The sequence below is a fragment of the Herbaspirillum sp. Her2 genome (assembly GCF_057961375.1).
This window is the reverse complement of record NZ_CM176331.1, coordinates 3628044-3649980: the sequence shown is the minus strand read 5'-3', so window position 1 is coordinate 3649980 and position 21937 is coordinate 3628044. Positions and strand designations below refer to the sequence as shown.

Sequence of the window (21937 nt, the reverse complement as noted above, 5' to 3'; positions counted from 1 at the left end):
AAGCATCTGAAGCATCTCGTTGTCGCCGTACTGGGCCTGGCGGGCGCTGCCGGCGCACTGGCCCAATCCACCATCAAGATTGGCGAGGTCAACAGCTACAAGGCCCAACCGGCCTTCCTCGAACCGTACCGCCGTGGCTGGGAACTGGCCCAAGAAGAGATCAATGCCGCCGGCGGCCTGCTGGGCAAGAAGGTGGAAGTCATCTCCCGCGATGACAACGGCAACCCGGGGGACTCGGTGCGGGTGGCCGAGGAACTGGTGACCCGCGAACAGGTATCGCTGCTGTTCGGCGGCTTCCTCTCCAACACCGGCCTGGCATTGACCGACTATGCCAAGCAGCGCAAGATCTTCTTCCTGGCGGCTGAACCGCTGACCGACAAGATCGTCTGGCAGAACGGCAACCAGTACACCTATCGCCTGCGTCCCTCCACCTACATGCTGGTGGCCTCGCTGGTCAACGAAGCGGCCAAGCTGAAGAAGAAGCGCTGGGCGCTGGTCTACCCCAACTACGAGTATGGCCAGTCCGCCATTGCCACCTTCAAGAAGCTGATGCAGGAGCGCCAGCCGGACATCGAATTCGTCGCCGAACAGGCACCGCCCCTGGGCAAGATCGATGCCGGTTCGGTCACGCAGGCGCTGGCCGATGCCAAGCCGGATGCGATCTTCAACGCGCTCTTCGGTGCCGACCTCGGCAAGTTCGTGCGCGAGGGCAATACCCGTGGCCTGTTCGAGGGACGCGAAGTGGTGTCGCTGCTGACCGGCGAGCCGGAATATCTCGATCCGCTGAAGAATGAGGCACCGGTCAACTGGATCGTCACCGGCTACCCCTGGTATGCCATCGATACGCCAGAGCACAAGAAATTCGTCGATGCCTATCGCAAGAAATTCAGCGACTACCCGCGCAACGGTTCACTGGTCGGCTACGTGGCGCTGATGTCAATCGCCACCGGCATCAAGGCGGCCGGCTCGGTCGAGAGCGACAAGCTGGCGGTCGCCTTCTCGGGCCTGAAGGTCGCGACTCCCTCCGGCCCGATCGTCTATCGCAGCCAGGACCACCAGTCCACCCTCGGTGCCCACGTGGGGCGCACGGCGCTCAAGGATGGTCGCGGCATCATGGTCAACTTCAGCTACGTCGATGGCGCTTCAGTGCAATTGCCGGATGCCGAAGTCAAGAAACTGCGTGCGGCCAACTGAGCTGGTCCACGCCTTGCCGCAGTCCTGGGCAGCAGCGTGCTGCGCAGGACTGCGGTCACAGGGGATAAAGCATGACTCTCTCTAGCCTGATCGTGCAGATGATCAACGGGCTGGCCGATGCTTCCACCATGTTCCTGGTGGCAGCGGGCCTGTCGCTGATCTTCGGTGTCACGCGCATCGTCAACTTCGCCCACGGCTCGTTCTACATGGTGGGCATTTATGTGGTGTACACGCTGGTGTCCTTGATCGGCGCCAGCGGCCTCGGTTTCTGGAGTGCCGTACTGCTCTCGGCGATGGCCGTAGCGGTACTGGGCGCCTTGGTGGAAATCCTCATCCTGCGCCGCATCTACCGCGCTCCGGAACTGTTCCAGCTGCTGGCCACCTTTGCGCTGGTACTGGTATTGAAGGATGCCGCGCTCTACCTGTGGGGGGCGGAAGACCTGTTCGGCCCGCGCGCGCCCGGCCTGGGTGGCGCGGTGCAGCTGCTGGGCCGGCGCATTCCGCAATATGACCTGGTGCTCATCGCCATCGGCCCGCTGGTGTTGGGCGTGCTGTGGCTGGTCCTGAACCGCACCCGCTGGGGAACACTGATCCGCGCCGCCACCCAGGACCGCGAAATGGTCGGCGCCCTGGGCATCAACCAGTCCTGGCTGTTTACCGGCGTGTTCGCGCTGGGCTGCTTCCTGGCCGGCCTGGGTGGCGCCCTGCAGGGGCCGCGCATTCCCGCCAACCTGGCGCTGGACCTGGAGACCATAGGCAACGCCTTCGTGGTGGTGGTGGTCGGCGGCATGGGGTCGGTCCCCGGCGCCTTCCTGGCGGCCCTGCTGATTGCCGAGATCAAGGCCTTGTGCGTGGCCATCGGCCAGGTGTCCGTGTTCGGGATGGTGATTTCGCTGTCCAAGCTGACGCTGGTGGTGGAATTCCTGGTCATGGCGGTGATCCTGGTGGTCCGTCCCTGGGGCCTGATGGGCAAGCCCCAGGCCGCCCCTCGCAGTACCGGCCAGCCGGAAGCACCGCTGGCTCCGGCCGGCGCCGGCGTACGCAAGCTGGCCTGGGCGGCCCTGGCGCTGCTGCTGGCGGCGCCCTTGCTGTCGCACAGCTTCCCCTACCTGACGGTGCTGCTGGTGGAGATCTTCATCGCCGTGCTGTTTGCGGCCAGCCTGCACTTCATCATGGGGCCGGGCGGCATGCATTCCTTTGGTCACGCGGCCTATTTCGGGCTGGGTGCCTATGCGGCGGCGATGCTGGTGGTCAAGCTGCACTGGCCGATGGAGCTGGCGCTGGTGGCCGGTCCGCTGGTGGCCGGGCTGGGCGCGCTGCTGTTCGGCTGGTTCAGCGTGCGCCTGTCGGGCGTGTACCTGGCCATGCTGACCCTGGCCTTCGCGCAGATCGTCTGGGCCATCATCTATCAATGGGATGACGTCACCGGTGGCAGCAACGGTCTGGTCGGTGTCTGGCCGGCCGCCTGGCTGGCGTCGCCGCTGGCCTACTACTACCTGGCGCTGGCCTGCGCGGTGGCCGGCCTGCTGTTGTTGCGCCGCGTGTTGTTCGCACCCTTCGGCTATGCGATGCGGGCCGCCCGTGATTCGGTGCTGCGTTCGGACGCCATCGGCATCGACGTCAAGCGCATGCAATGGCTGGCCTTTGCACTGGCGGGCGTATTCTGTGGCGCGGCCGGGGTGTTGTTCGCATTCTCCAAGGGCAGCATCTCGCCGGAGGCCATCAGCGTAGGCCGTTCGGTCGATGGCCTGGTGATGGTCATGCTGGGCGGCCTGCAGACCTTGCTGGGACCGGTGGTGGGTGCATCGGTCTTCACCTGGCTGCAGGATGTGATCGCACGCGAGACCGATTACTGGCGTGCCATTCTCGGGCTGGTGATCCTGGCGCTGGTGCTGCTGTTCCCGGCTGGCATCGCCGGTTATTTCCAGCGCTTTGTCGGCAGACCGGCGCGCCAGGGGAGCGGTGCGGTCCCGGAACTGAAAGCCGGTATCGGCAAGGAGGCGGCATGAACCTGCTGACAGTAGACAACATCAGTAAATCCTTCGGCGGCAACAAGGCCGTCAATGGCGTGTCCTTCGACCTGGCACCGGGCCAGCTGCTGGCACTGCTGGGGCCCAATGGCGCCGGCAAGTCGACCTGCTTCAACATCCTCAACGGCCAGTACCGGCCCGAGACCGGCAGCATCCGCTTCGACGGTCACGATATCGCCGGCATGAAACCGCGTGATATCTGGCGGCTCGGCGTGGGGCGCACCTTCCAGATTTCGGCCACTTTCAGTTCCATGACCGTGCTGGAAAACGTGCAGATGGCGCTGATGTCGCGCCAGCGCAAGCTGTTCGGTCTGTGGCGCCCGGCGGCCTCCTACTTTGCCGATGAGGCCATGGCCCTGCTGGAGCAGGTCGGCATGGCCGCCCAGGCGCAGCGCCCTTGCGGCGTACTGGCCTATGGCGACGTCAAGCGGGTGGAGCTGGCCATCGCCCTGGCCAACCGGCCGCGCCTGTTGCTGATGGACGAACCAACGGCCGGCATGGCGCCCAAGGAGCGCAACGAACTGATGGCCCTGACCAAGCGCCTGGTGCTGGAAAAGAACATGTCGGTCCTCTTCACCGAGCACAGCATGGACGTGGTGTTTGCTTTTGCCGACCGCATGATCGTGCTGGCGCGTGGGCAACTGATCGCCGAGGGTGATGGTGAGACCATCCGCAATCATCCCAAGGTGCAGGAAGTCTATTTCGGCAGCGGCAAGACATTCGAGAAGGAAGGAAACCCATCGTGAGCGCTACCGTACTCCCCAAGACCGATCCTCTGCTCAAGGTCAGCGGATTGAATGCCTTCTATGGGCGCGCCCACATCCTGTTCGACGTCGCCCTCGAAGTGGGGCGCGGCGAAGTGGTCGCCCTGATGGGGCGCAACGGCGCCGGCAAGTCCACCACCATGAAGGCGGTGATGGGCCTGCTGGAGCTGACCGAGGGCGAAGTCAGTTTCCGTGGCAAGGACATCAGCCGCGCCCGTCCCTACGAGATCGCCCGCGACGGGATGGGCTTCGTGCCTGAAGACCGGCGCGTGTTTTCCGACCTGTCGGTGATGGAAAACCTGGAGGTGGGCCGTCAGCCGGCGCGGGAAGGGGCGGTCCAGTGGACGCCGGAAAAACTGTTCCACCTCTTCCCCAACCTGGGCGAAATGCCGGACCGGCCGGGCGGCCAGATGAGTGGTGGCGAGCAGCAGATGCTGACGGTCTCGCGCACGCTCATGGGCAACCCCTACCTGGTGCTGCTGGACGAGCCCTCGGAAGGGGTGGCGCCGGTCATCGTCGAACAGATGGCCAACATGATCATGACTCTCAAGCGCGAGGGCATGGCCATCCTGTTGTCGGAGCAGAACCTGCACTTCGCCGAGCTGGTCAGCGACCGTGCCTACGTGCTGGAGAACGGTCATATCCGTTACCAGGGCAGCATGACGCAACTGGCGGCCGATGAAGAGGTGCGACGGGCCTATCTGTCGGTATAGGGGAGGGCGCATGGACAGTATCGACCTTGAAGTGCTCAGGCGCAGCGCGCAATGGTTGCAGGCCGGCCACCGCGTTCTGCTGGTGACGGTGGTGCGCACCTGGGGGTCGGCGCCGCGTCCGGTGGGGTCGCTGCTGGCCATTCGCGACGACGGCCGGGTTGTCGGTTCGGTCTCCGGCGGCTGCATCGAGGATGATCTGATCGCCAGCGTGCAAGCGGCCGGCATCGTGCAGGCCTTGCCCGGGCGCCTGTGCTACGGCATCGATGCCGACCAGGCGCATCGCTTCGGCCTGCCGTGCGGCGGCACCATCGAACTGGTGACCGAGCCCTTGTCGCTGCACAGTCGCATCGACGAGCTGCTGGCCCTGCTGGCGCGTGGCCAGCTGGTGCGGCGGCGCCTGTGCCTGCGCAGCGGTACGGTCGCGCTGACACCGGTGACGGCCGGCGGCATGCTGCAGGTCGATCAGGACAGCCTGGAAACCCTGCATGGACCGCGCTACCGGCTGTTGCTGATCGGCGGCGGGGCCTTGTCGCGACTGGTCTGCCAGATGGCGCAGGCGCTCGATTTCCAGGTGACCGTCTGCGATCCGCGCAGCGAGTACATGGAAGACTGGGACCTGCCCGGCGTGCAGCTGGCGCGCACCATGCCCGACGATACGGTGGATGCGATGCAGCCCGATCCCCGGACGGCTGTACTGGCGCTCACTCATGATCCCAAGCTGGATGACCTGGCACTGATGCAGGCATTGAAGACCCCGGCCTTCTACGTCGGCGCACTGGGCTCGCGCCACAACAACCATGCTCGTCGCGAGCGCCTGCGACTGTTCGATCTTTCCACCGACGAGTTGCGCCAGCTGCGCGGACCGGTGGGAATTTTCATCGGCAGCAAGACGCCGGCGGAAATCGCCATTTCCATCATGGCCGAGATTGTTGCGGTGCGTAACGGGGTGGAGCTGCCACGCCTGTGGGGCATCGAAGCGGCCAAGGCGGCGCGTGGTGGCCGCGACGCCCCGCCTGAGCAGGAGCGGGGAGCCACCTGCCTGCGTCACCAGGGGTGAGTGTGGCCAGCCACGCCGGGCCTGCCCCAGTGCGGGGACAATCTTCCCCGGTGATGCGCAATAAATAATGTGTACGCTTTATATGGTGTCGATCGCACGCCCCTTCTTCGACTCGGGGAATCACCGAATTCCCGCACCAAAATGGCGTTATTTGCCCCTTTGTTGGTCATCCATCGCACTGCAATGCAGCAAGAAAATTCTCTTGGATAAACCTCTATTCTTTTAAAAATAGAGTGTGTACACTCTATTTCATTCGACGTATCAGGAGCGTTTGCGTCGTCGCTTTTTATCCCGGCTTCAACCCAGCTTCCTACCTATTTCGCAAGGAGATCAGAGTGTCCAATTCCCCACGTATCGCCGTCGTCGGCGCAGGCCTGGGCGGTGCCGCTACGGCGGCGCTGCTGCTGCAGGAAGGTTTCAATGTGCGCGTCTACGAGCAGGCGCCCGGTTTCTCCCGTCTGGGAGCGGGCATCCACGTCGGCCCCAACGTGATGAAGGTGCTGCGTCGCATCGGCATCGAGGATGAGATGAACCGCCAGGGTTCGCGCCCCGACTTCTGGTACAGCCGCCACTGGGAAACCGGCGATGTGCTGGCGCAGATTCCGCTGGGCGACTACGCCGTCAAGCACTATGGCGCCTCCTACCTGACGGTGCATCGCGGTGATTTCCATGAACTGCTGATCAAGGCCCTGCCCGGCGATCGCGTGAGCTTCGACAAGTGCCTGACCAAGGTCGAGGATCGCGGCAACGTCGTCATCCTCAGCTTTGCCGATGGCACCACCGAAGAGGCCGACATCGTCATCGGCGCCGATGGCGTCAACTCCCGCATCCGCGAAGAACTGCTGGGCGTGGAACCGCCCAAGTACGCCGGTTACCTGGCGCACCGCGCCGTGTTTCCCACCCCTGAGGTCAAGGCAGGCATGCTGCCCTTCGATGCCTGTGTGAAGTGGTGGAGCGACGACCGTCACATGATGACCTACTTCGTCACCAGCAAGGCCGACGAGCTCTACTACGTGACCGGCGTACCGGTCGAGAAGTGGGACCTGAACGACCGCTGGCTGCCTTCGAGCAAGGAAGAAATGCGCGAGACCTTCCGTGGCTGGCACCCGACCGTGCAGGCGCTGGTCGATGCCACCGTGGAAGTGACCAAGTGGTCTCTGCTGGAGCGCGATCCGCTGCCGCTGTGGAGCCGTGGCCGCCTGGTGTTGCTGGGCGATGCCTGCCACCCGATGAAACCGCACATGGCACAGGGCGCGGCCATGGCCATCGAGGATGGCGCCATGCTGGCACGCTGCTTCAAGGAAGTGGGCGTGAGCAACTACACCGACGCCTTTGCCCTCTACGAAGCCAATCGTGCCACTCGCGCCAGCAAGGTCCAGCGCATCTCGCACGAGAACACCTGGCTGCGCACCAATGAAGACCCGTCCTGGTGCTTTGGCTACGATGTCTTCACCGAGCCGCTGGTCTCACCGAGCAAGGCCGCAGCCTGAGCGCTTTGGCCTGCAAACCGCCGCGCCGGCTTCGAGGGAAAGCGAAGATGGCCCGGCTCTTGCATCATTCATGTCACCGGTGAACTGCGCCGGTAAGGCTGTCGGTTCAACCCGCTGCCGTTTCGATCATTTGAGGAGAGTTGCATGTCCACGCTACCCGCGACAGTGGAAAAGGGGCTACAGGCCGCCGGGGTCGGCAAGTTCCAGTACCGCTTGTTCGTCATCTTCGGCCTGGTCTGGCTGGCCGATGCGATGCAGGTGTTGTCCATCGGTTTTTCGGCACCGACCATCGCCAAGACCTTCGGCCTGACGGTGCCGCAGGCGCTGCAGAGCGGCACCATGTTCTTCGTGGGCATGCTGCTGGGCGCCTTCGTCTTCGGTCGCCTGGCCGACCGCATCGGCCGTCGTCCGGTGCTCATGTGCGCGGTGGTGATCGATGCCTGTTTCGGCGTGGCCTCGGCTTTCGCTCCCGACTTCACCTGGCTGCTGGCTCTGCGCCTGCTGACCGGCATCGGGGTGGGTGGCACGCTGCCGGTGGATTACACCATGATGGCCGAATTCCTGCCCAGCGCCCGTCGCGGTCGCTGGCTGGTGATGCTGGAATCGTTCTGGGCCATCGGCACCATCTGCCTGGCGGTGCTGGCACTGGTGGCGGTGAGCTGGGGCAACGATGCCTGGCGCGTGATCTTCTTCGTTACCGGACTGCCAGCGCTGGTGGGCGTGGTGCTGCGCTTCTACGTGCCGGAGTCGCCCATGTACCTCAACCGCAGCGGCAAGTCCGACGCCGCCCGCAAGGTATTGGAGCGGGTCGCCAAGGTCAACGGCAGCAGCACCCCGATTCCGCCGCTGCAGCCCGAAGTGGTGGAGCGCAAGCCCATGAGCGCGCTGTTCTCGGCCGCCCTGCGTCGCCGCAGCCTGTCGCTGTACCTGGCCTGGGGCCTGATCTCGCTTGCCTACTACGGCGTGTTTGTCTACCTGCCGGTCAAACTGGGTTCGGAGGGCTTTGGTTTCATGCGTGGCCAGATCTTCTTGATCTTCCTGGCGCTGGTGCAATTGCCTGGTTATGCGCTGTCGGCGTACGGGGTCGAACGCTGGGGTCGCAAGCCCACGCTGGTCGGTTTCCTGTTGTTGTCGGCGGTGGGCTGCATGCTCTACAGCCTGGGCAGCGATCCCAAGCTGGTGGTCGGTTCCACGCTGTTGCTGAGCTTCTCCCTGCTGGGCACCTGGGCCGCGCTGTATGCCTTCACGCCCGAGGTGTACCCGACCGACCTGCGCGCCAGCGGCATGGGTACGGCCGGCGCGGTGGCCCGCTTCGGCGGTCTGTTCGCTCCGGCCATCATCGCCCCGGTCATGGCCAGCCACTTCACGCTGTCGCTGGTGATGCTGTCGACCTTCTTGGTAGCCGGCGCCGTTGCCATCCTGTGTGTGGATGTGGAGTCACGCAACCGGGCGCTGGAATGAGTTAGTCAGATCGCCGGAGCTTGTTACTTCGAAGGAGCCACCGCTGCGTGAACTGCACCCCAAAGGTTGAATTTATGTCCAACTTTTGGGGTGCAGTTCACTGGAGTGGCGTATGTCCTGATGTTCACAGGATTTGCAAAATTGGGGAGCGGCCGTGTTGCAGTGCTGCAGTTTACTTATCCAATGACTGCGTTCCTAGTCGACTGGAAATTTTATGGTCATACTCTGTCAGCCATACAATTCGTTGGTCTGGCCTTGATGGCTATCGCCATCTGGTCGGCGAAGAAAAATGGATGACTCGACCTTCAGCTAGGTGGCACCGGTGGGAGCATGTCTCTAGGATTAAAGTCTTTTCCCGACATGAAATCGTCGTACTCTTTGAGCGTTTCTTCACTTGGAGGCTCGCCGGTCAAGTCGAGGTGCCGTAATCCATCTGCGATGTCTCGGCGGTTGACGAACCCCATGATGTATTTTCCGTTTTCAAGCTCGAAGTCTAGTGAACCACACCAGAGATTGAGCCTGCCATATCCTGGCGAAAGAGCGGGAATCTTTTGTTTTCCCTTGACTTCATGTTTTGCAAGGGCGACCCGAATCCACTCAAGCCGTTTGAATTGCATTTGGACGTGCCTGTGATGGGCATCCAATTCGTCAGCAGGAACATCCCCACTTAATACAGCCTCCAGCTGCTGCTTCAGCACCTCGTTCCCATGGCGCTGAGGATCTTTATCGAGAGTCTTGAGATCTTTCAGATTAAGTGCAATGCCACCATTTTTTTGCCACTTCAGAATGTCGCGCACGCGCTCATCCCATGTACGTAGAAGTTCGTATGCCGCGAAGATCCACATTTGCGATTGTGCCAGCAGGAAGTAAGTGCCACTCGGCGTTTTCTCTTCTTCCAAGTATGCCCTGAGATTCTGGTATTCAAGTCTGGTGATGAACTCGTCGACGATCGCCAGATTGTTTGCTTGCACTCGTAGAAACATGTTGTCCCAGAAGAAGTGCAATTGACCTAGCGAGCGGGGCAACGCCCTAAAGTCAATGTCATCTGGGCGGGAGTATCTTACTTCATCATCAGTGAGGTCCATATTGCACCTGGTCGAGATCAAGAATCAGCAATGTCTTCAATGCTACGTCAGCAGAAAAAAAGCCCGCATATGCGGGCTTTTCCTTAATCAGCAAAACTGAAGTTCTCTTTCTTCTGAATAAATTCTATTTTATATCCGTCAGGATCCTGTACAAAAGCAATGACAGTCTTGCCGTGTTTCATAGGGCCTGCTTCGCGCGTAACGATACCGCCCTTCGCCTTCACGGCATCACAGGCTTGATAAGCATTTTCAACTTCGATCGCAATGTGACCATAGCCGGAACCGAGATCATATGATTCCGTATCCCAATTATGAGTTAGCTCCAGGACAGTGTGATCGATCTCTTCCCCATAGCCAACGAATGCAAGTGTGAACTTTCCTTCGGGATAATCGTTCCTGCGTAGCAGCTTCATCCCGAGCACATTGACGTAGAAATCAATGGATTTGTCCAAGTTGCCGACCCGTAGCATGGTGTGCAGCATTCTCATTGGCTATTCCTTCCTCTGGCTAGTATTTTGTAACGCACACATTATCGTATATTCGAGCCGAATATGCAGGGAACAGTACTCTGGCTGGACTGTGTGACCCTTCGTCTATTGTGCGTTGACCTCTGTCCTCTGGCGAGTCGTGTTATCTTGGAAGTAGAGCTTCTACATTGACCTGATCTTCTTGGTGAGACCTGCATGGCATCAGTTTTCTTCTCATACACACACGTAGATGAGTCGCTGCGCGACCAGTTAGAAGTCCATCTTTCTTTGCTGAAGCGGGAGGGGCTAATTTCTGCGTGGCACGACCGGCGTATCGTCGCAGGCGACAATCTGGACGACAGTATTGACGATCAACTTGAGAAAGCGGACATCATTCTGCTACTAGTCAGCGCGAACTTTATCGCATCAGAGTATTGCTACGCGACTGAAATGAAGCGCGCATTGGAACGCCATGCCACCGGTGAGGCGCGCGTCATTCCAGTCATCCTACGCGCTTGCGACTGGCATAGTGCCCCGTTTGGAAAACTCAATGCTGTCCCAACTGATGGCAAGGCGGTGACATCCTGGCCCAATCAGGACGAGGCATTTGCGAACATCGCGAAATCCATCCGCGCCGCGGTGGCAGCGAAATCTGTATCACGTGTATCGCAGGGGCGCGCTTCAGCGGCGGCAAGTGCGCCGCAGGCAAGCCCGGCTGTGGCGGCTGAACAAACCTTTAGCCCGCAATTGCCAAGGTCTAGCAACCTGCGTGTCAGGCACCAGTTTTCGGACCTTGATAGGGATACGTTTGTTACGGAGGCGTTCGAATTTATTGCCCGATTCTTCGAAGGATCGCTCCAGGAATTGCAGACGCGGCACCCCCAATTCCAAGGAAGATTTTCGCGGATAGATGCCCGTCGCTTCACTGTAAGCATCTACAAAGACGGCAAGAGCGTCTCGCAATGCACCATCGTACACGGCGGCGCCTTTGGTGGAAGTGGCAGTCGCGAGATTACCTATTCGAATCAAATCGCAACACATACGAATAGCTTCAATGAAGCGCTTACCATCACAGAGGACAGCCAAACCTTGTATCTCAAGCCAATGATGTCCATGGCGCGAGGGGTCGCCGATAAGCTGTCGGCAACCGGTGCCGCGGAATATCTGTGGTCTATGTTAATGGAACCGGTACAACGGTGACGGAGCACAGCTGGTGACTCAGCTGTGGACAATATGATCGTTTCGCTCTTGTCGGGGAAAAATTCGGCAGGCGGGTGTTTTCCTCCATTGTTTGCTACCAACCTGCGGCGCTGATCTGGCTGGGTTTTGGACTCATTTGCCCTAACGTTGCGGCGAAAACAATTTCCTCGGAGTTGTGCTTACTCTTCGCACGGAAATTGTTTTCTGTTGTGGCCTATTCCATGGGCAGCACTTTGATGTGCGTAACATGTGCGCTGGCACAGAACCTTAGATCAGACGACAGCCGGGTACGCCTGTTCAAAACCTAACCGGCGCGAGACGTCCTTGCCAGCAGCCAGCACCAAGGCTCGCATGCCTGGCTCATCGCGCATCATGCGATAGGTGGGCGCTACTACCGACACTCCACCGATCATCTGGCCTTGCGCGTTCCAGATAGTGGCTGACATGCCACTCGAATCTTCGAACATTCCTTGATGCGACACTGATAGCCCGGTCTCGCGGATGATCGCCAGTTCCTCCCGCAGCAGGTTTGGATCGGTAACGGTTTCGGGGGTGTATGCCACCAGCTTTGTACGCATCAGATATTCATCAATCCAAGCTGCGCTTTGGTGCGCTAGTAGTAGCTTGCCAATGGACGAGCAATACAGCGGACGACGCAGACCGACCGGGAAAAGGAGCCGGATTGGTTTGCGCGTCTCGATCACCTCGATGGATTCGGCAGCAGGCTCATCGCTGGCGAGTACGCTCAATTGCACTGTCTCGCCTGTATCGTTGTGCAGTCCCTGCATGACTTGGCGTGCCAGCTGCAGAAATCGCTCTTTGGAGGTGATGGCCTCGGCAACGCGCATTGTCTCGTCGCCTAAGCGATAGGCGCCACCAACGTTGATGACATAGTTGGATGCTTCCAACGAGCGCAACAAGCTCAGCAAGCTGGTCTTGGGCAAACCGGTTAGCGTGACCAGACGCGCTAGCGTCAGGCCATTGGCGCTCAGGGCGATTTCGTAAATCACCTGCAGGACACGTGCCGGGGCGCGCACCGGTTCAAAGGCTTTCTCCAGTTTCCAGTGCTTGGGTTCGGTTTTTGCGCTCCTATGGAGCCGACTCCGAACAACTCAAATTTGTTCGATGAACATATCACAGGCGCGCTTAATCGGGCAAAGGTCGCTCCGATTACATTGCCTAGTCCGCAGCTAGACAAAATTATTGCCCGAGTAAAGTCCGGTGAACCAGGATCGCTGCTAATCGCCGGTACCGCTGGCGATGGAAAAACCTATCATTGCAGAGGATTATGGAGCGAGTTAGGCGGAACATCCAAGGCATGGGCACACCCGAGCTTGGGCAAGGAATTGACGTTATCGGATGGACGGATAGCGGTATTCGTTAAAGACCTGAGCGAGCTTTTTGGGGCCACGTGGGGCACAAGTGCAACTAAGGCCTTGAAGGCGACGATATTACTGTACGAGCAAATTTACCTCTAGTCAAATTTCGACATACTGTCGAACATATCTCATTCCTAGCACTTCAGAATTTCGGCCCGCACTTTAAGGGCATCAGGGGAAAAATGGCGTTTAACTAGTCAGAGCGTGCGCATATCTAGGAATAGCCACGCATATCTTGGAATTTCACACATGAAAAATTCAATCACGTGAACAAAATTCTCCTGAAATATTATTCTGATCGCAGATCGTCTCTTTCTTCGAGAGCTTCCCTCAGATATGAGGTCAATTTCTTCAAATCATCCTTCGTAAGCCTCGCGGCTAAAAGGACAAATTCGGCCAATTGTTCATTTGGTTCGAAAAGGTAACTGAGCGGCACATCCAAGGCCTTCGCTAAGCGGAGGGAGGTTCCCTGATCAGGTATATGAACTCCCCGCTCGTACTGATTGATCCTCGGGCTTGCAGAATATTCATCTATACCAGCCGACACCCCCAAACCAAATTGGGTGAGACCAGCAGCCTGCCTGGCGCTCTTAAGCCGCCGCGGGAAAACGCCAGAAGTGTCTTTTTTCGAACTCATCCTAAGAGTGTCTTAGGATGCTATTGACGTTGTACTAAGACTTACTTAGTATCTGTTCTTCCTGTCTTCCACGAAGAATATTGAGCGTCCTGATTTCCCCGTGATTCTCAGCTAGCCATATTGTCTTATTACTGTACCCAATGAACGTCTGTGATATTCGGCCACTTTCAACTTACATCGGAGTTGGCGGTGCCTCTAAGAGAGTTAAATCCATCTCCATGAAGGTCGATGGTAGTTTGACGGTTGAGTGGCGTCGAGAACCTGGAAACCGAAACAATCGTAATATCCCGCTGCGAGGAAGTGAGCCAATAGAGCAATTTGCGCAATGGGTGTTGATTTGCTCGCAGATTTGACCCTCTCCATTTGACCCACCTTCCATTGCCTGCTGAAGGCAGCCACCCGGTCATACGACCCCTCGTATCCCAGTTCTCTTAAGTCCAGGAACATCTGTTTTAGGGTCCTTCTTTGCTTCCGAGATTTGACCGCGTCTGCGCTGAGCCAAGCGGAGAGCTTGGCGGTGAAGTCATCGAGCGAGCTTGGCGAACGCCTTGCTGGATAAGCAGGTTCGCTGACATCGGATCGGATGTAGCGGCGAACTGTGTTGCGGGAAATGTCGAGCCTGCGGGCGATTTCCCGAATTGAGATGCGGTCTCTGATGTACCAGCGTCGAATAATTCCAAGTAGGGCCACGTCTATCACTCCGTTCTCCCGCTCGCTGTCATGAGCAGGATTGTGGTCTAAACATGGGTCAACTTTGGATGCAAATTTCCGGGGAAAGTGGGTCAGTTTTCAATGCAAATCAACAGTATGAGATTTCCGGATTCACATCGAAATACAATAACGGAATCCGAAAAGAGACGACTTGGACAACATCTGAGGACGGGCAGAAAGCAATTCGTATTGCACAGAAAATTGCCAAGACAATCTCTGAATCAATGCGCCCAGAGCTAGTCAACTCGGATCTTAAACTTCCGTTGTTTATATCGTGTATGCACTTACCTTTTACTTCGACTCGAATTGACCAAACGATCAGTCGCGAAAACTGGTATGCCGTAGGACGTGTGAATTTGCGGGATTTCGACGATTTGTTCGAAAAAGTTGAGGCCAACATCACAGAGTCCGACCTAAATGAACTCGAGTTCATTGACCCCCATCGCGCTTGGCGTAGCGAATCGTGGTTCTCTATTGGTACGAAATGGAAAATTAAACGTCACCAGTTGCGGCGTTCTTTAGCTTTGTATGCGTCTACCTCTGGTTTTGTTTCACTACCATCTCTGAGAAGACAGCTCAAGCACATTACCCAGAAGTTGTCACTCTACTACGGAAAGGGAAGCAACCACATCACAAAGATCCTGACAGATAGCAGCGATCATTTCGCCAAGGAATATCAGGCGGCACAGACAGAGTCGCAAGCATTGGCTTATATCAAACTGATTTTCAGTGCTGGGGAAAAGCTTTTTGGTGCCCATGGAATGTTCACGCAGAAGAAATTTCAAGATGGCTCACTGGATTCGCTGCCGACTAATACACGTGAGAGCACGCTGAAGCAGTTCAAAAATGGCGAGCTTTCGTACAAAGAGACGCCACTTGGCGGTTGCACCCAAACGACTCCTTGTATGAAGCGTGCGTTTCGTTCCGTAGTCGGTTGTCTGGACTGTACGCGTGCAATCATCAAGCCGGAGAAGCTTCTTAGAACTATCAAGATTTACGAGAGCAAGCTCTCGAGCTTCTCGGGCGATGACGTCGCTCAGAAGATGGAGGAAAGGGACCTAGCGCACTTAAATCTTTATTACGAGAACTACATTAAGCCCAAGATCTAACTATGAAAGAAATCGCTGTCAGTAAGTATTTCCAGGCATTGGAACGACTTGAGAAAAATCAACCAAGGATTGTTTCAAAGGGCACTCTAATAAACAACGATTCTGTCGCCGTTGAGGCGGGCGCAAAAAAAGGCAGCATTAGAAAAGCGCGAGCAGGGCATCAAGCGCTCATCACAGAGATTAAAGCAGCCTCTGATCGACAGCGCCTTCCGTCGCCTGGTACGCAGGCATTATCAAAAGTAAGAGAACGTTCTTTTGAAGAAAAACTTGCAAACTGCATGAAAGAACTCGAATGCTGCCAGCAGCAACGGGATGAAGCGATTGCCCGCGAGATTTCACTGATTGTGGAACTGCGGGATGCTAAGAACAAAATAGTACAGATGAGTAGCGGAAAAGTGAAAAGCATCCATGCCAAAATTCGGACGGATGCACCTTCCTAGTGTCCTGTCCCATTAGTTGATGGCATTAATTTTGCATACGGCTGCGCTATCTTGTAACTGGAGATATCGAGATGAGAAGAGGCAGACCGACGGTTGAATTGCTGTTGACGGAGGAGGAGAGAGCACAGTTACTATCGTTCGCTCGAAGTCGCTCGCTGCCTGCTGCGTTGAGCATGCGAGCGCGTATCGTTCTTAGCAGCGTAGAGGGCGAGCTCAATAGCGCTATCGCTGCGCGGTTGAAACTCACCAAGGCCACCGTAGGGAAATGGTGCACACGGTTCATCGAGCGCCGTATTGCAGGTCTGTACGATGACGTGCGTCCTGGCAAGCCCCGCACGATTGACGATGAGCGTGTGGCGCAGTTGATCAAGACCACGCTGCATACCAAGCCAGCTAATGGTTCGACGCACTGGAGCGTGCGTACCGTGGCCGCCGAGACCGGCATTTCCAAGACCAGCGTGCAGCGCTACTTCCAGCTCTTCGGGCTGCAGCCGCATCGTACCGAGAGCTTCAAGCTGTCCAACGACCCATTCTTCATCGAGAAGCTGCGCGACGTGGTCGGCCTGTACCTGAGCCCTCCGGAGAACGCGCTGGTCCTCTGTGTGGATGAGAAGAGCCAGTGCCAGACGCTGGAGCGCACGCAACCGATGCTGCCCATGGGCTTGGGCTACATCGAGGGCGTCACGCACGACTACAAGCGTCATGGCACGACCACGCTATTTGCAGCGCTAAACGTACTCAATGGTGCCGTGTTGGCCGCCTGCAAGCCACGTCACCGACACCAGGAGTTCCTGTCCTTCCTGCGCGAGATCGACAAGGCTGTACCGGCCGAATTAGACGTTCACTGCATCTGCGACAACTATGCCACTCACAGCCACCCGAAAATCAAGGCCTGGATGGCCGCCAGACCACGCTGGCATATGCATTTCATCCCGACATACAGTTCGTGGCTTAATCAAGTCAAACGGCTTTTCTCGCTCATCACCGATAAGGCCATCCGCCGCGGTTCCTTCACGAGCGTCAAGCAACTCGTGCAGCGTATCGACCACTTCGTTGCCGCCTACAACGCCAATTGCCAGCCGTTCAAGTGGGCCGCTACCGTAGACTCGATCCTGGAAAAGCTGCATCGACTTTGCTCACGTATCAGCGGGACAGGACACTACCCCTAAGCAGTTTATAATGCGCATGTTCGATAACATATACATTTGTGAAAGTAATCTCAATGCATTTTTCCGGTCATCAACCCCCTTTAAATATCAGTCTTGCCGCGATGTACATTCCCAGGACATTGGGGTGTTGGGAGCTACAAGATCGAGTTCATCCAGAAGAAGGAACAGTACAGCGCCGCCGACTGAGGCAAGTCGCTGTCAGCCTGCCAGCCCGCGCACGCGGGCTTTTTTCATGGCGCGGCCATGCGGCGGGATTTTCGCAGCACAGGCCGTGTCCATGAGGATGCATCGCTGCATCCACGCATGTCTGCATCTTGCATCTCTGCATCAACAGAACAACAACAGGAACGCCAATTGAGCCTCTACCAACTCTCCAAAAGTCATCTGCGCCGGCTATGGGTCGAATACGGCATCCTCTGGAGCGGTGCCATCATCGTCGGCCTGGTTGCGGTGCTGTATGCACAGGCCATCGAACTCGGCTTCGGTGTCTTCCGCAGTATCGAACACAGGTCGCCCTGGCTGCCGCTGCTGCTCACGCCCGCTGTCTGTGCCGCCTGCGTGTGGCTCACGCGCCGCTACTTCCCCGGCTCGGAAGGCAGCGGCATCCCGCAGGCCATTGCCACCCTGCATGGGGATACCGCTGAACGCGGCAGCGTGCTGCTGTCCATCCGCGTGCTGGTCGGCAAGATCGTGCTGTCGGTGGTGGCCATCGCCGGCGGCATGACCATCGGCCGCGAAGGACCGACGGTGCAAATCGGTGCGGCCATCATGTACAACCTGCGCCGCCTGTATCCGACCGGATACGAGCACATGGAACGCCGCCTGATCCTGGCCGGTGCCGCCGCCGGCCTGGCGGCGGCCTTCAACACGCCGCTGGCCGGCATCGTCTTCGCCATCGAGGAACTCTCGCGCAGCTTCGAACAGCGCGCCAGCGGCGTGGTCATCACCACCATCATCTTCGCCGGGCTGGTGGCACTGTCGATCAATGGCAACTACACCTATTTCGGCTCCATCGCCTTCCCTGGCGAAACCAGCGGCCGCCTGATCCTTGCCGTGATCGTGACCGCGGTACTGATGGGCGTGGCCGGCGGACTGTTCTGCTGGCTCATCCTCAATCCCACCCGCTGGATTCCTGCCCCCGTCGTGACGCTGCGCGCCGAACGTCCGGTGGCGTTCGCGGCGCTGTGCGGTTTCATCGTCGCGGTCATCGGCGTGGCCGCCGGCGGGGCCACCTTCGGCAGCGGCTACGAACAGGCGCATGGCCTGCTCAACGACGGGCAGGGGCTGTCGGTGTTCTATCCCTTCCTCAAGTTCGCCTCCATGATCGGCTCCTACCTGCCGGGCCTGCCGGGCGGTATCTTCGCGCCTTCGCTGTCCATCGGCGCCGGCTTCGGCAACCTGCTGCACCTGCTCTTCGGTGGCACCTCGCTGCCGATGCTGGTGGCGCTGGCCATGGTGGGCTACCTCGCGGCCGTCACGCAATCGCCGATCACCGCCTTCGTGATCGTGATGGAAATGGTCGACGGCCATGCGCTGGTGATCTCGCTGATGGCCACCGCGCTGATTGCCTCGGCGGTCTCCAAAGTATTCGCACCGCCGCTGTACGAAACGCTGGCCGAACGTTATCTCAAGCACTGACGCTACACATCGTCGAAAGGCTGCGTCAATTTGACGCAGCCGCCCACACCCGCTCCCCGGGCAGCTGCGCGCCGCCTTCGTCATTCTGTCGTGCCGCGCGCGACAATATGTCGCACTCCCTCGTCGTTTTGCTTGGCCATAATCGCCCGCTGTACTTGCCTGCACAGACAGGCAGACCGATAACGACAACCCCTGGGGATTTCCATGCAACTCACTCCTTGTGCCTGCGCCATCGCGCTGGCGTTCAGCGCTTGCGGCCATGCCCTGGCCCAGACCACTTCTGATGCGGCCGATGCGCCCCTGCCGACCGTCACCGTGCGCGGTGACAAGCCTGCCGCAACGGCCCCGCTCAACGCCGACAGCGCTGCGCTGCTGGCCGATCAACCCGGTTACGCCAGCGCCGCAGCAGGCGGCGTTTCGGCGCTGCCGGTCCTCAATGGCTTCGCTGCCGACCGCCTCAAGATCCGCCTCGATGGCATGGAGGTCACCGCCGCCTGTGGCAACCAGATGAACGCACCCATGTCCTACATCCCGCCCGCGCAGGTCGGGATCACGCGCGTGATGGCCGGCATCACGCCGGTCAGCGTGGGTGGCGACAGCATCGGCGGCACCATCGAACTGGCGTCGCCGGCACCGCAGTTCGCGGCACAGCCCGGCGAGCTGTTGACCAAGGGGGGCTTCTCGGTAGCAGCACGCAGCGTCAATTCGGAAGTATCGGCGTCAGTGGAAGGGACGGTGGCCAGTGACAGTCTCTCGGTGCATTACGTAGCCAGCCAGTCGCGGGCCGAGAGCTACGTCAACGGCCGTGGCGACAAGGTGCTGGGCAGCCAGTTCGAGAGCAACAACCACGCGGTGACGGTGGCCGCACGCGGCGACGGGCAGCAACTGGTGTTCAAGGCCGGGCAGCAATACATCCCCTACCAGGGCTTCCCGAACCAGTACATGGACATGACCGGCAACCGCTCCACCTTTGCCAACCTGGGCTATGAGCGCCGCTTCGACTGGGGCCAGCTGCTGGGCCGCGTGTACTGGCAGCGCACCGAGCATGAGATGGGATTTTTCAGCGCCGAACGCACCGGCACCATGCCCATGCAGACACAGGGCCGTGATCTCGGTTACACGCTGCGCGCCGATATCGACCTCGCGCCGGAGGGCCGCAGCGTACTGCGCGTGGGCAACGAGTACCACAGCTTCCATCTGGATGACGACTGGCCGGCCGTACCTGGCTCGATGATGATGGGCCCCCGGACCTATGTGAACATCAACGACGGCAAGCGCGATCGTTACGCCCTCTTCGCCGAGTGGGAAGGCAAGTTGAATGAACGTTGGAGCACGATCGTGGGTGTGCGCGACGAGTTGGTCAAGACCGATGCCGGCAACGTGCAATCCTATGGCACCAACATGATGAACATGGCTGACCTGACGGCGGCCAATGCCTTCAATGCCCGCGGCCACGCGAAGACCGACAACAACATCGACCTCACCGCACTGGCGCGCTTCACGCCCGACGCCGGGCAGACCTGGGAGGTGGGTTATGCCCGCAAGACGCGTTCGCCCAATCTCTACGAGCGCTACACCTGGGGCCGCGGCACCATGGCCATGACCATGACCAACTGGTTCGGCGATGGAAACGGCTATGTCGGCAACATCGATCTCAAGCCGGAAGTGGCGCATACCCTCTCGGCCACCGCTGACTGGCATGCGGCCGACAAGGACGGCAACGAACCGCGCTGGTTCTTCAAGCTGACACCGTATTTCAGCTACGTCGAGAACTACATCGATGCCGACGTCATCGGCCGCTTCAATCCCTACAGCGTCAGCACTGCCTCGGGTGCGCTGCTGCAATTCGCCAATCACGATGCCCGTCTGTATGGCATCAACGCCTCGTGGAAGTGGCCGCTGTTGCGCACTGCCGGACTCGGGGACATCGCCTTCACCGGCAAGGCCGGCCTCACGCGCGGCAAGCGTGTCGATGGCGGCAACCTGTATCACATGATGCCCTTCAACGTGCTGGCCGCGCTGGAGCAGCAGCAAGGCGCGTGGACCAACCGCGCTGAAGTGAATTACGTCGCACGCAAGACGCTGGTGGACAGCAATCGCTTGGAGCCGGTCACCGCCAGCTATACCGTCTTCAACCTGCGCAGCAGCTATCAGTTCAACCAGGCCATCAGCGTCAGCGCAGGCATCAGCAACCTGTTCAATCGCAACTACGCCGATGCGCTGGGCGGGGTCTACCTGTCGGGATTGGCCAAGACCAAGAGCGGCAGCCTGCAAGCCTTGCCGGGCTATGGGCGCTCGCTGGACGTGGGTGTGAACGTGCGCTTCTGAGCGAGTGAGGGAGGGCCGGACCCGGCCGGTCAGAAGATCGGCATGGTCTCGGCTGCGCTGTCGCGCAAGGCTTTCTTGGCCGATTCGAATTCGGGGAAGATCGATTGCACCGTGGCCCAGAAGCGCGGGCTGTGGTTCATCTCGCGCAGGTGCGCCAGTTCATGCGCGATCACGTAATCGATCAGCGGCAGGGCGAAATGCATCAGCCGCCAGTTCAGGCGGATGCGCGCATCCGACGTGCAGGAGCCCCATTGCGTGGTGGCCGAGGACAGTGCGTAGGAGCGATATTGCACGCCCAGCTTCTCGGCATAGATCATGAGCCGCTTGCCGAACAGTTCTTCGGCGCGCGCCTGTAGCCAGCCCTGCACGCGATCCTTCAATTGCTGCTCGCCGGCGTCGGCCGGCAGGCTGATGTTGAGTTCGCGCGTGACTTCGTCAAGAAACACCGCCTGGCGCTGGCCGGTGCGGATGCGCAGCGTGATGTCGGCACCCAGATAGGGCAGGGTGGCGCCATCGCGCCATTGCATCTGCGGTTGCAGGCGACGCGCCGAACGCTCGCGGCGCTCGTTGAGCTTGGAGAGGATCCAGCGCTGCTTCTCGCGGATGGCGTTGTCGATCTCGGCCAGCGTGACCCACTTGGGCGCGGTCACGCGCAGGCCTTCATCACTGACCAGGAAACCGATGGTGCGGCGCTTGGAACGCAGCAGTGCGAAATCGATGGTGTGCTCGCCCAGCTGGATGCGGCGCTTGCCATCGGCCGGACGGGCCGTGGTCGGCGGGGCCAGCAGCGGGCTGGGAGGTGAGGGTGATGCGGGTGATTCGGGAATCAGGGGCGGCGGCAGCGGAGCCGCATGGACGACCGGATGCGGTGTCACGATGAGCGGCGGCTGCACCGTAGGTGATGGCAACGCCGGACCCGGATCGACGGGCGCCGCTGCCGGCGCGGCAGCGGGCGCGCCAAACAAATCCAGTTGCAGCGAGAGCTGGTCGGGATTGGGTTTGGGTTTGCGGAGCAGTATCAAGGCAGTCGCGGCGTCCTGTGTTGCTGTTGGCTAAGGAGTTGGC

Annotated in this window: 20 protein-coding genes; 14 read left to right on the top strand and 6 right to left on the bottom strand. The window is 59.4% G+C overall.

The window, feature by feature from the left end:
- Nucleotides 1–6 precede the first annotated feature (6 nt).
- The 8 genes from ACWHXP_RS16540 to ACWHXP_RS16505 all read left to right on the top strand — a co-directional run bounded on the left by ACWHXP_RS16540 (nt 7) and on the right by ACWHXP_RS16505 (nt 9006).
- Nucleotides 7–1194, top strand: a complete 1188-nt coding sequence (locus ACWHXP_RS16540; protein ID WP_489635849.1) for an ABC transporter substrate-binding protein — start codon at nt 7–9, stop codon at nt 1192–1194.
- A 71-nt stretch (nt 1195–1265) separates the two neighbouring features.
- Nucleotides 1266–3203 (top strand): ABC transporter permease, encoded by a 1938-nt coding sequence (locus ACWHXP_RS16535; protein ID WP_489635520.1) that lies wholly within the window; start codon nt 1266–1268, stop codon nt 3201–3203.
- Nucleotides 3200–3970 (top strand): ABC transporter ATP-binding protein, encoded by a 771-nt coding sequence (locus ACWHXP_RS16530; RefSeq protein WP_489624327.1) that lies wholly within the window; start codon nt 3200–3202, stop codon nt 3968–3970. Before ACWHXP_RS16535 ends, ACWHXP_RS16530 begins: the two co-directional genes overlap by 4 nt.
- Nucleotides 3967–4701 carry an ABC transporter ATP-binding protein gene (locus tag ACWHXP_RS16525; RefSeq protein ID WP_489635521.1) on the top strand — a complete coding sequence of 245 codons (735 nt, stop codon included), beginning with the start codon at nt 3967–3969 and terminating at the stop codon, nt 4699–4701. Before ACWHXP_RS16530 ends, ACWHXP_RS16525 begins: the two co-directional genes overlap by 4 nt.
- A gap of 10 nt (nt 4702–4711) precedes the next feature.
- Nucleotides 4712–5758, top strand: a complete 1047-nt coding sequence (locus tag ACWHXP_RS16520; protein WP_489635522.1) for an XdhC family protein — start codon at nt 4712–4714, stop codon at nt 5756–5758.
- 335 nt (nt 5759–6093) lie between these two features.
- On the top strand, nt 6094–7248 hold the full coding sequence (locus ACWHXP_RS16515) for an FAD-dependent monooxygenase (protein WP_489635523.1): 1155 nt from the start codon (nt 6094–6096) through the stop codon (nt 7246–7248).
- Between the two features lie 144 nt (nt 7249–7392).
- Nucleotides 7393–8709 (top strand): MFS transporter, encoded by a 1317-nt coding sequence (locus ACWHXP_RS16510; RefSeq protein WP_489635524.1) that lies wholly within the window; start codon nt 7393–7395, stop codon nt 8707–8709.
- Nucleotides 8710–8799: 90 nt separating this feature from the next.
- Nucleotides 8800–9006 carry an EamA family transporter gene (locus ACWHXP_RS16505; protein WP_489637747.1) on the top strand — a complete coding sequence of 69 codons (207 nt, stop codon included), beginning with the start codon at nt 8800–8802 and terminating at the stop codon, nt 9004–9006.
- 8 nt (nt 9007–9014) lie between these two features.
- Here the strand turns inward: ACWHXP_RS16505 and ACWHXP_RS16500 are convergent, their stop codons facing one another.
- Together ACWHXP_RS16500 and gloA are read right to left on the bottom strand one after the other, a co-directional pair.
- Nucleotides 9015–9794 (bottom strand): hypothetical protein, encoded by a 780-nt coding sequence (locus ACWHXP_RS16500; protein WP_489635526.1) that lies wholly within the window; start codon nt 9792–9794, stop codon nt 9015–9017.
- Nucleotides 9795–9877: 83 nt separating this feature from the next.
- On the bottom strand, nt 9878–10282 hold the full coding sequence (gloA, locus tag ACWHXP_RS16495; protein WP_489635527.1) for a lactoylglutathione lyase: 405 nt from the start codon (nt 10280–10282) through the stop codon (nt 9878–9880).
- A gap of 195 nt (nt 10283–10477) precedes the next feature.
- Between gloA and ACWHXP_RS16490 the strand changes: the two genes are divergently transcribed.
- Nucleotides 10478–11461 carry a toll/interleukin-1 receptor domain-containing protein gene (locus tag ACWHXP_RS16490; RefSeq protein WP_489635528.1) on the top strand — a complete coding sequence of 328 codons (984 nt, stop codon included), beginning with the start codon at nt 10478–10480 and terminating at the stop codon, nt 11459–11461.
- 272 nt (nt 11462–11733) lie between these two features.
- Here the strand turns inward: ACWHXP_RS16490 and ACWHXP_RS16485 are convergent, their stop codons facing one another.
- The 3 genes from ACWHXP_RS16485 to ACWHXP_RS16475 form a co-directional block, all read right to left on the bottom strand.
- Nucleotides 11734–12498: an IclR family transcriptional regulator gene (locus ACWHXP_RS16485; RefSeq protein ID WP_489635529.1), complete on the bottom strand. Its 765-nt coding sequence runs from the start codon at nt 12496–12498 to the stop codon at nt 11734–11736.
- A gap of 631 nt (nt 12499–13129) precedes the next feature.
- Nucleotides 13130–13477, bottom strand: a complete 348-nt coding sequence (locus ACWHXP_RS16480; RefSeq protein WP_489635530.1) for a helix-turn-helix domain-containing protein — start codon at nt 13475–13477, stop codon at nt 13130–13132.
- A gap of 204 nt (nt 13478–13681) precedes the next feature.
- The gene (locus tag ACWHXP_RS16475) at nt 13682–14176 is read right to left on the bottom strand and encodes a winged helix-turn-helix transcriptional regulator (protein WP_489635531.1); all 495 of its coding nucleotides are present in this window, start codon (nt 14174–14176) and stop codon (nt 13682–13684) included.
- A 44-nt stretch (nt 14177–14220) separates the two neighbouring features.
- Between ACWHXP_RS16475 and ACWHXP_RS16470 the strand changes: the two genes are divergently transcribed.
- The 5 genes from ACWHXP_RS16470 (at nt 14221) to ACWHXP_RS16450 (ending at nt 20872) form a co-directional block, all read left to right on the top strand.
- Nucleotides 14221–15297 carry a hypothetical protein gene (locus ACWHXP_RS16470; protein ID WP_489635532.1) on the top strand — a complete coding sequence of 359 codons (1077 nt, stop codon included), beginning with the start codon at nt 14221–14223 and terminating at the stop codon, nt 15295–15297.
- Between the two features lie 2 nt (nt 15298–15299).
- Nucleotides 15300–15737, top strand: a complete 438-nt coding sequence (locus tag ACWHXP_RS16465; RefSeq protein WP_489635533.1) for a hypothetical protein — start codon at nt 15300–15302, stop codon at nt 15735–15737.
- 71 nt (nt 15738–15808) lie between these two features.
- Nucleotides 15809–16906: an IS630 family transposase gene (locus ACWHXP_RS16460; protein ID WP_489635534.1), complete on the top strand. Its 1098-nt coding sequence runs from the start codon at nt 15809–15811 to the stop codon at nt 16904–16906.
- Between the two features lie 354 nt (nt 16907–17260).
- Entirely contained in the window at nt 17261–18544 is a 1284-nt protein-coding gene (locus tag ACWHXP_RS16455) for a chloride channel protein (RefSeq protein WP_034335606.1), read from the top strand.
- A gap of 204 nt (nt 18545–18748) precedes the next feature.
- A complete protein-coding gene (locus ACWHXP_RS16450) occupies nt 18749–20872 on the top strand; it encodes a TonB-dependent receptor (protein ID WP_489635535.1) in 2124 nt (707 codons plus the stop codon).
- Nucleotides 20873–20901: 29 nt separating this feature from the next.
- Here the strand turns inward: ACWHXP_RS16450 and ACWHXP_RS16445 are convergent, their stop codons facing one another.
- On the bottom strand, nt 20902–21894 hold the full coding sequence (locus ACWHXP_RS16445) for a M48 family metallopeptidase (protein ID WP_134135437.1): 993 nt from the start codon (nt 21892–21894) through the stop codon (nt 20902–20904).
- Between the last annotated feature and the right edge of the window lie 43 nt (nt 21895–21937).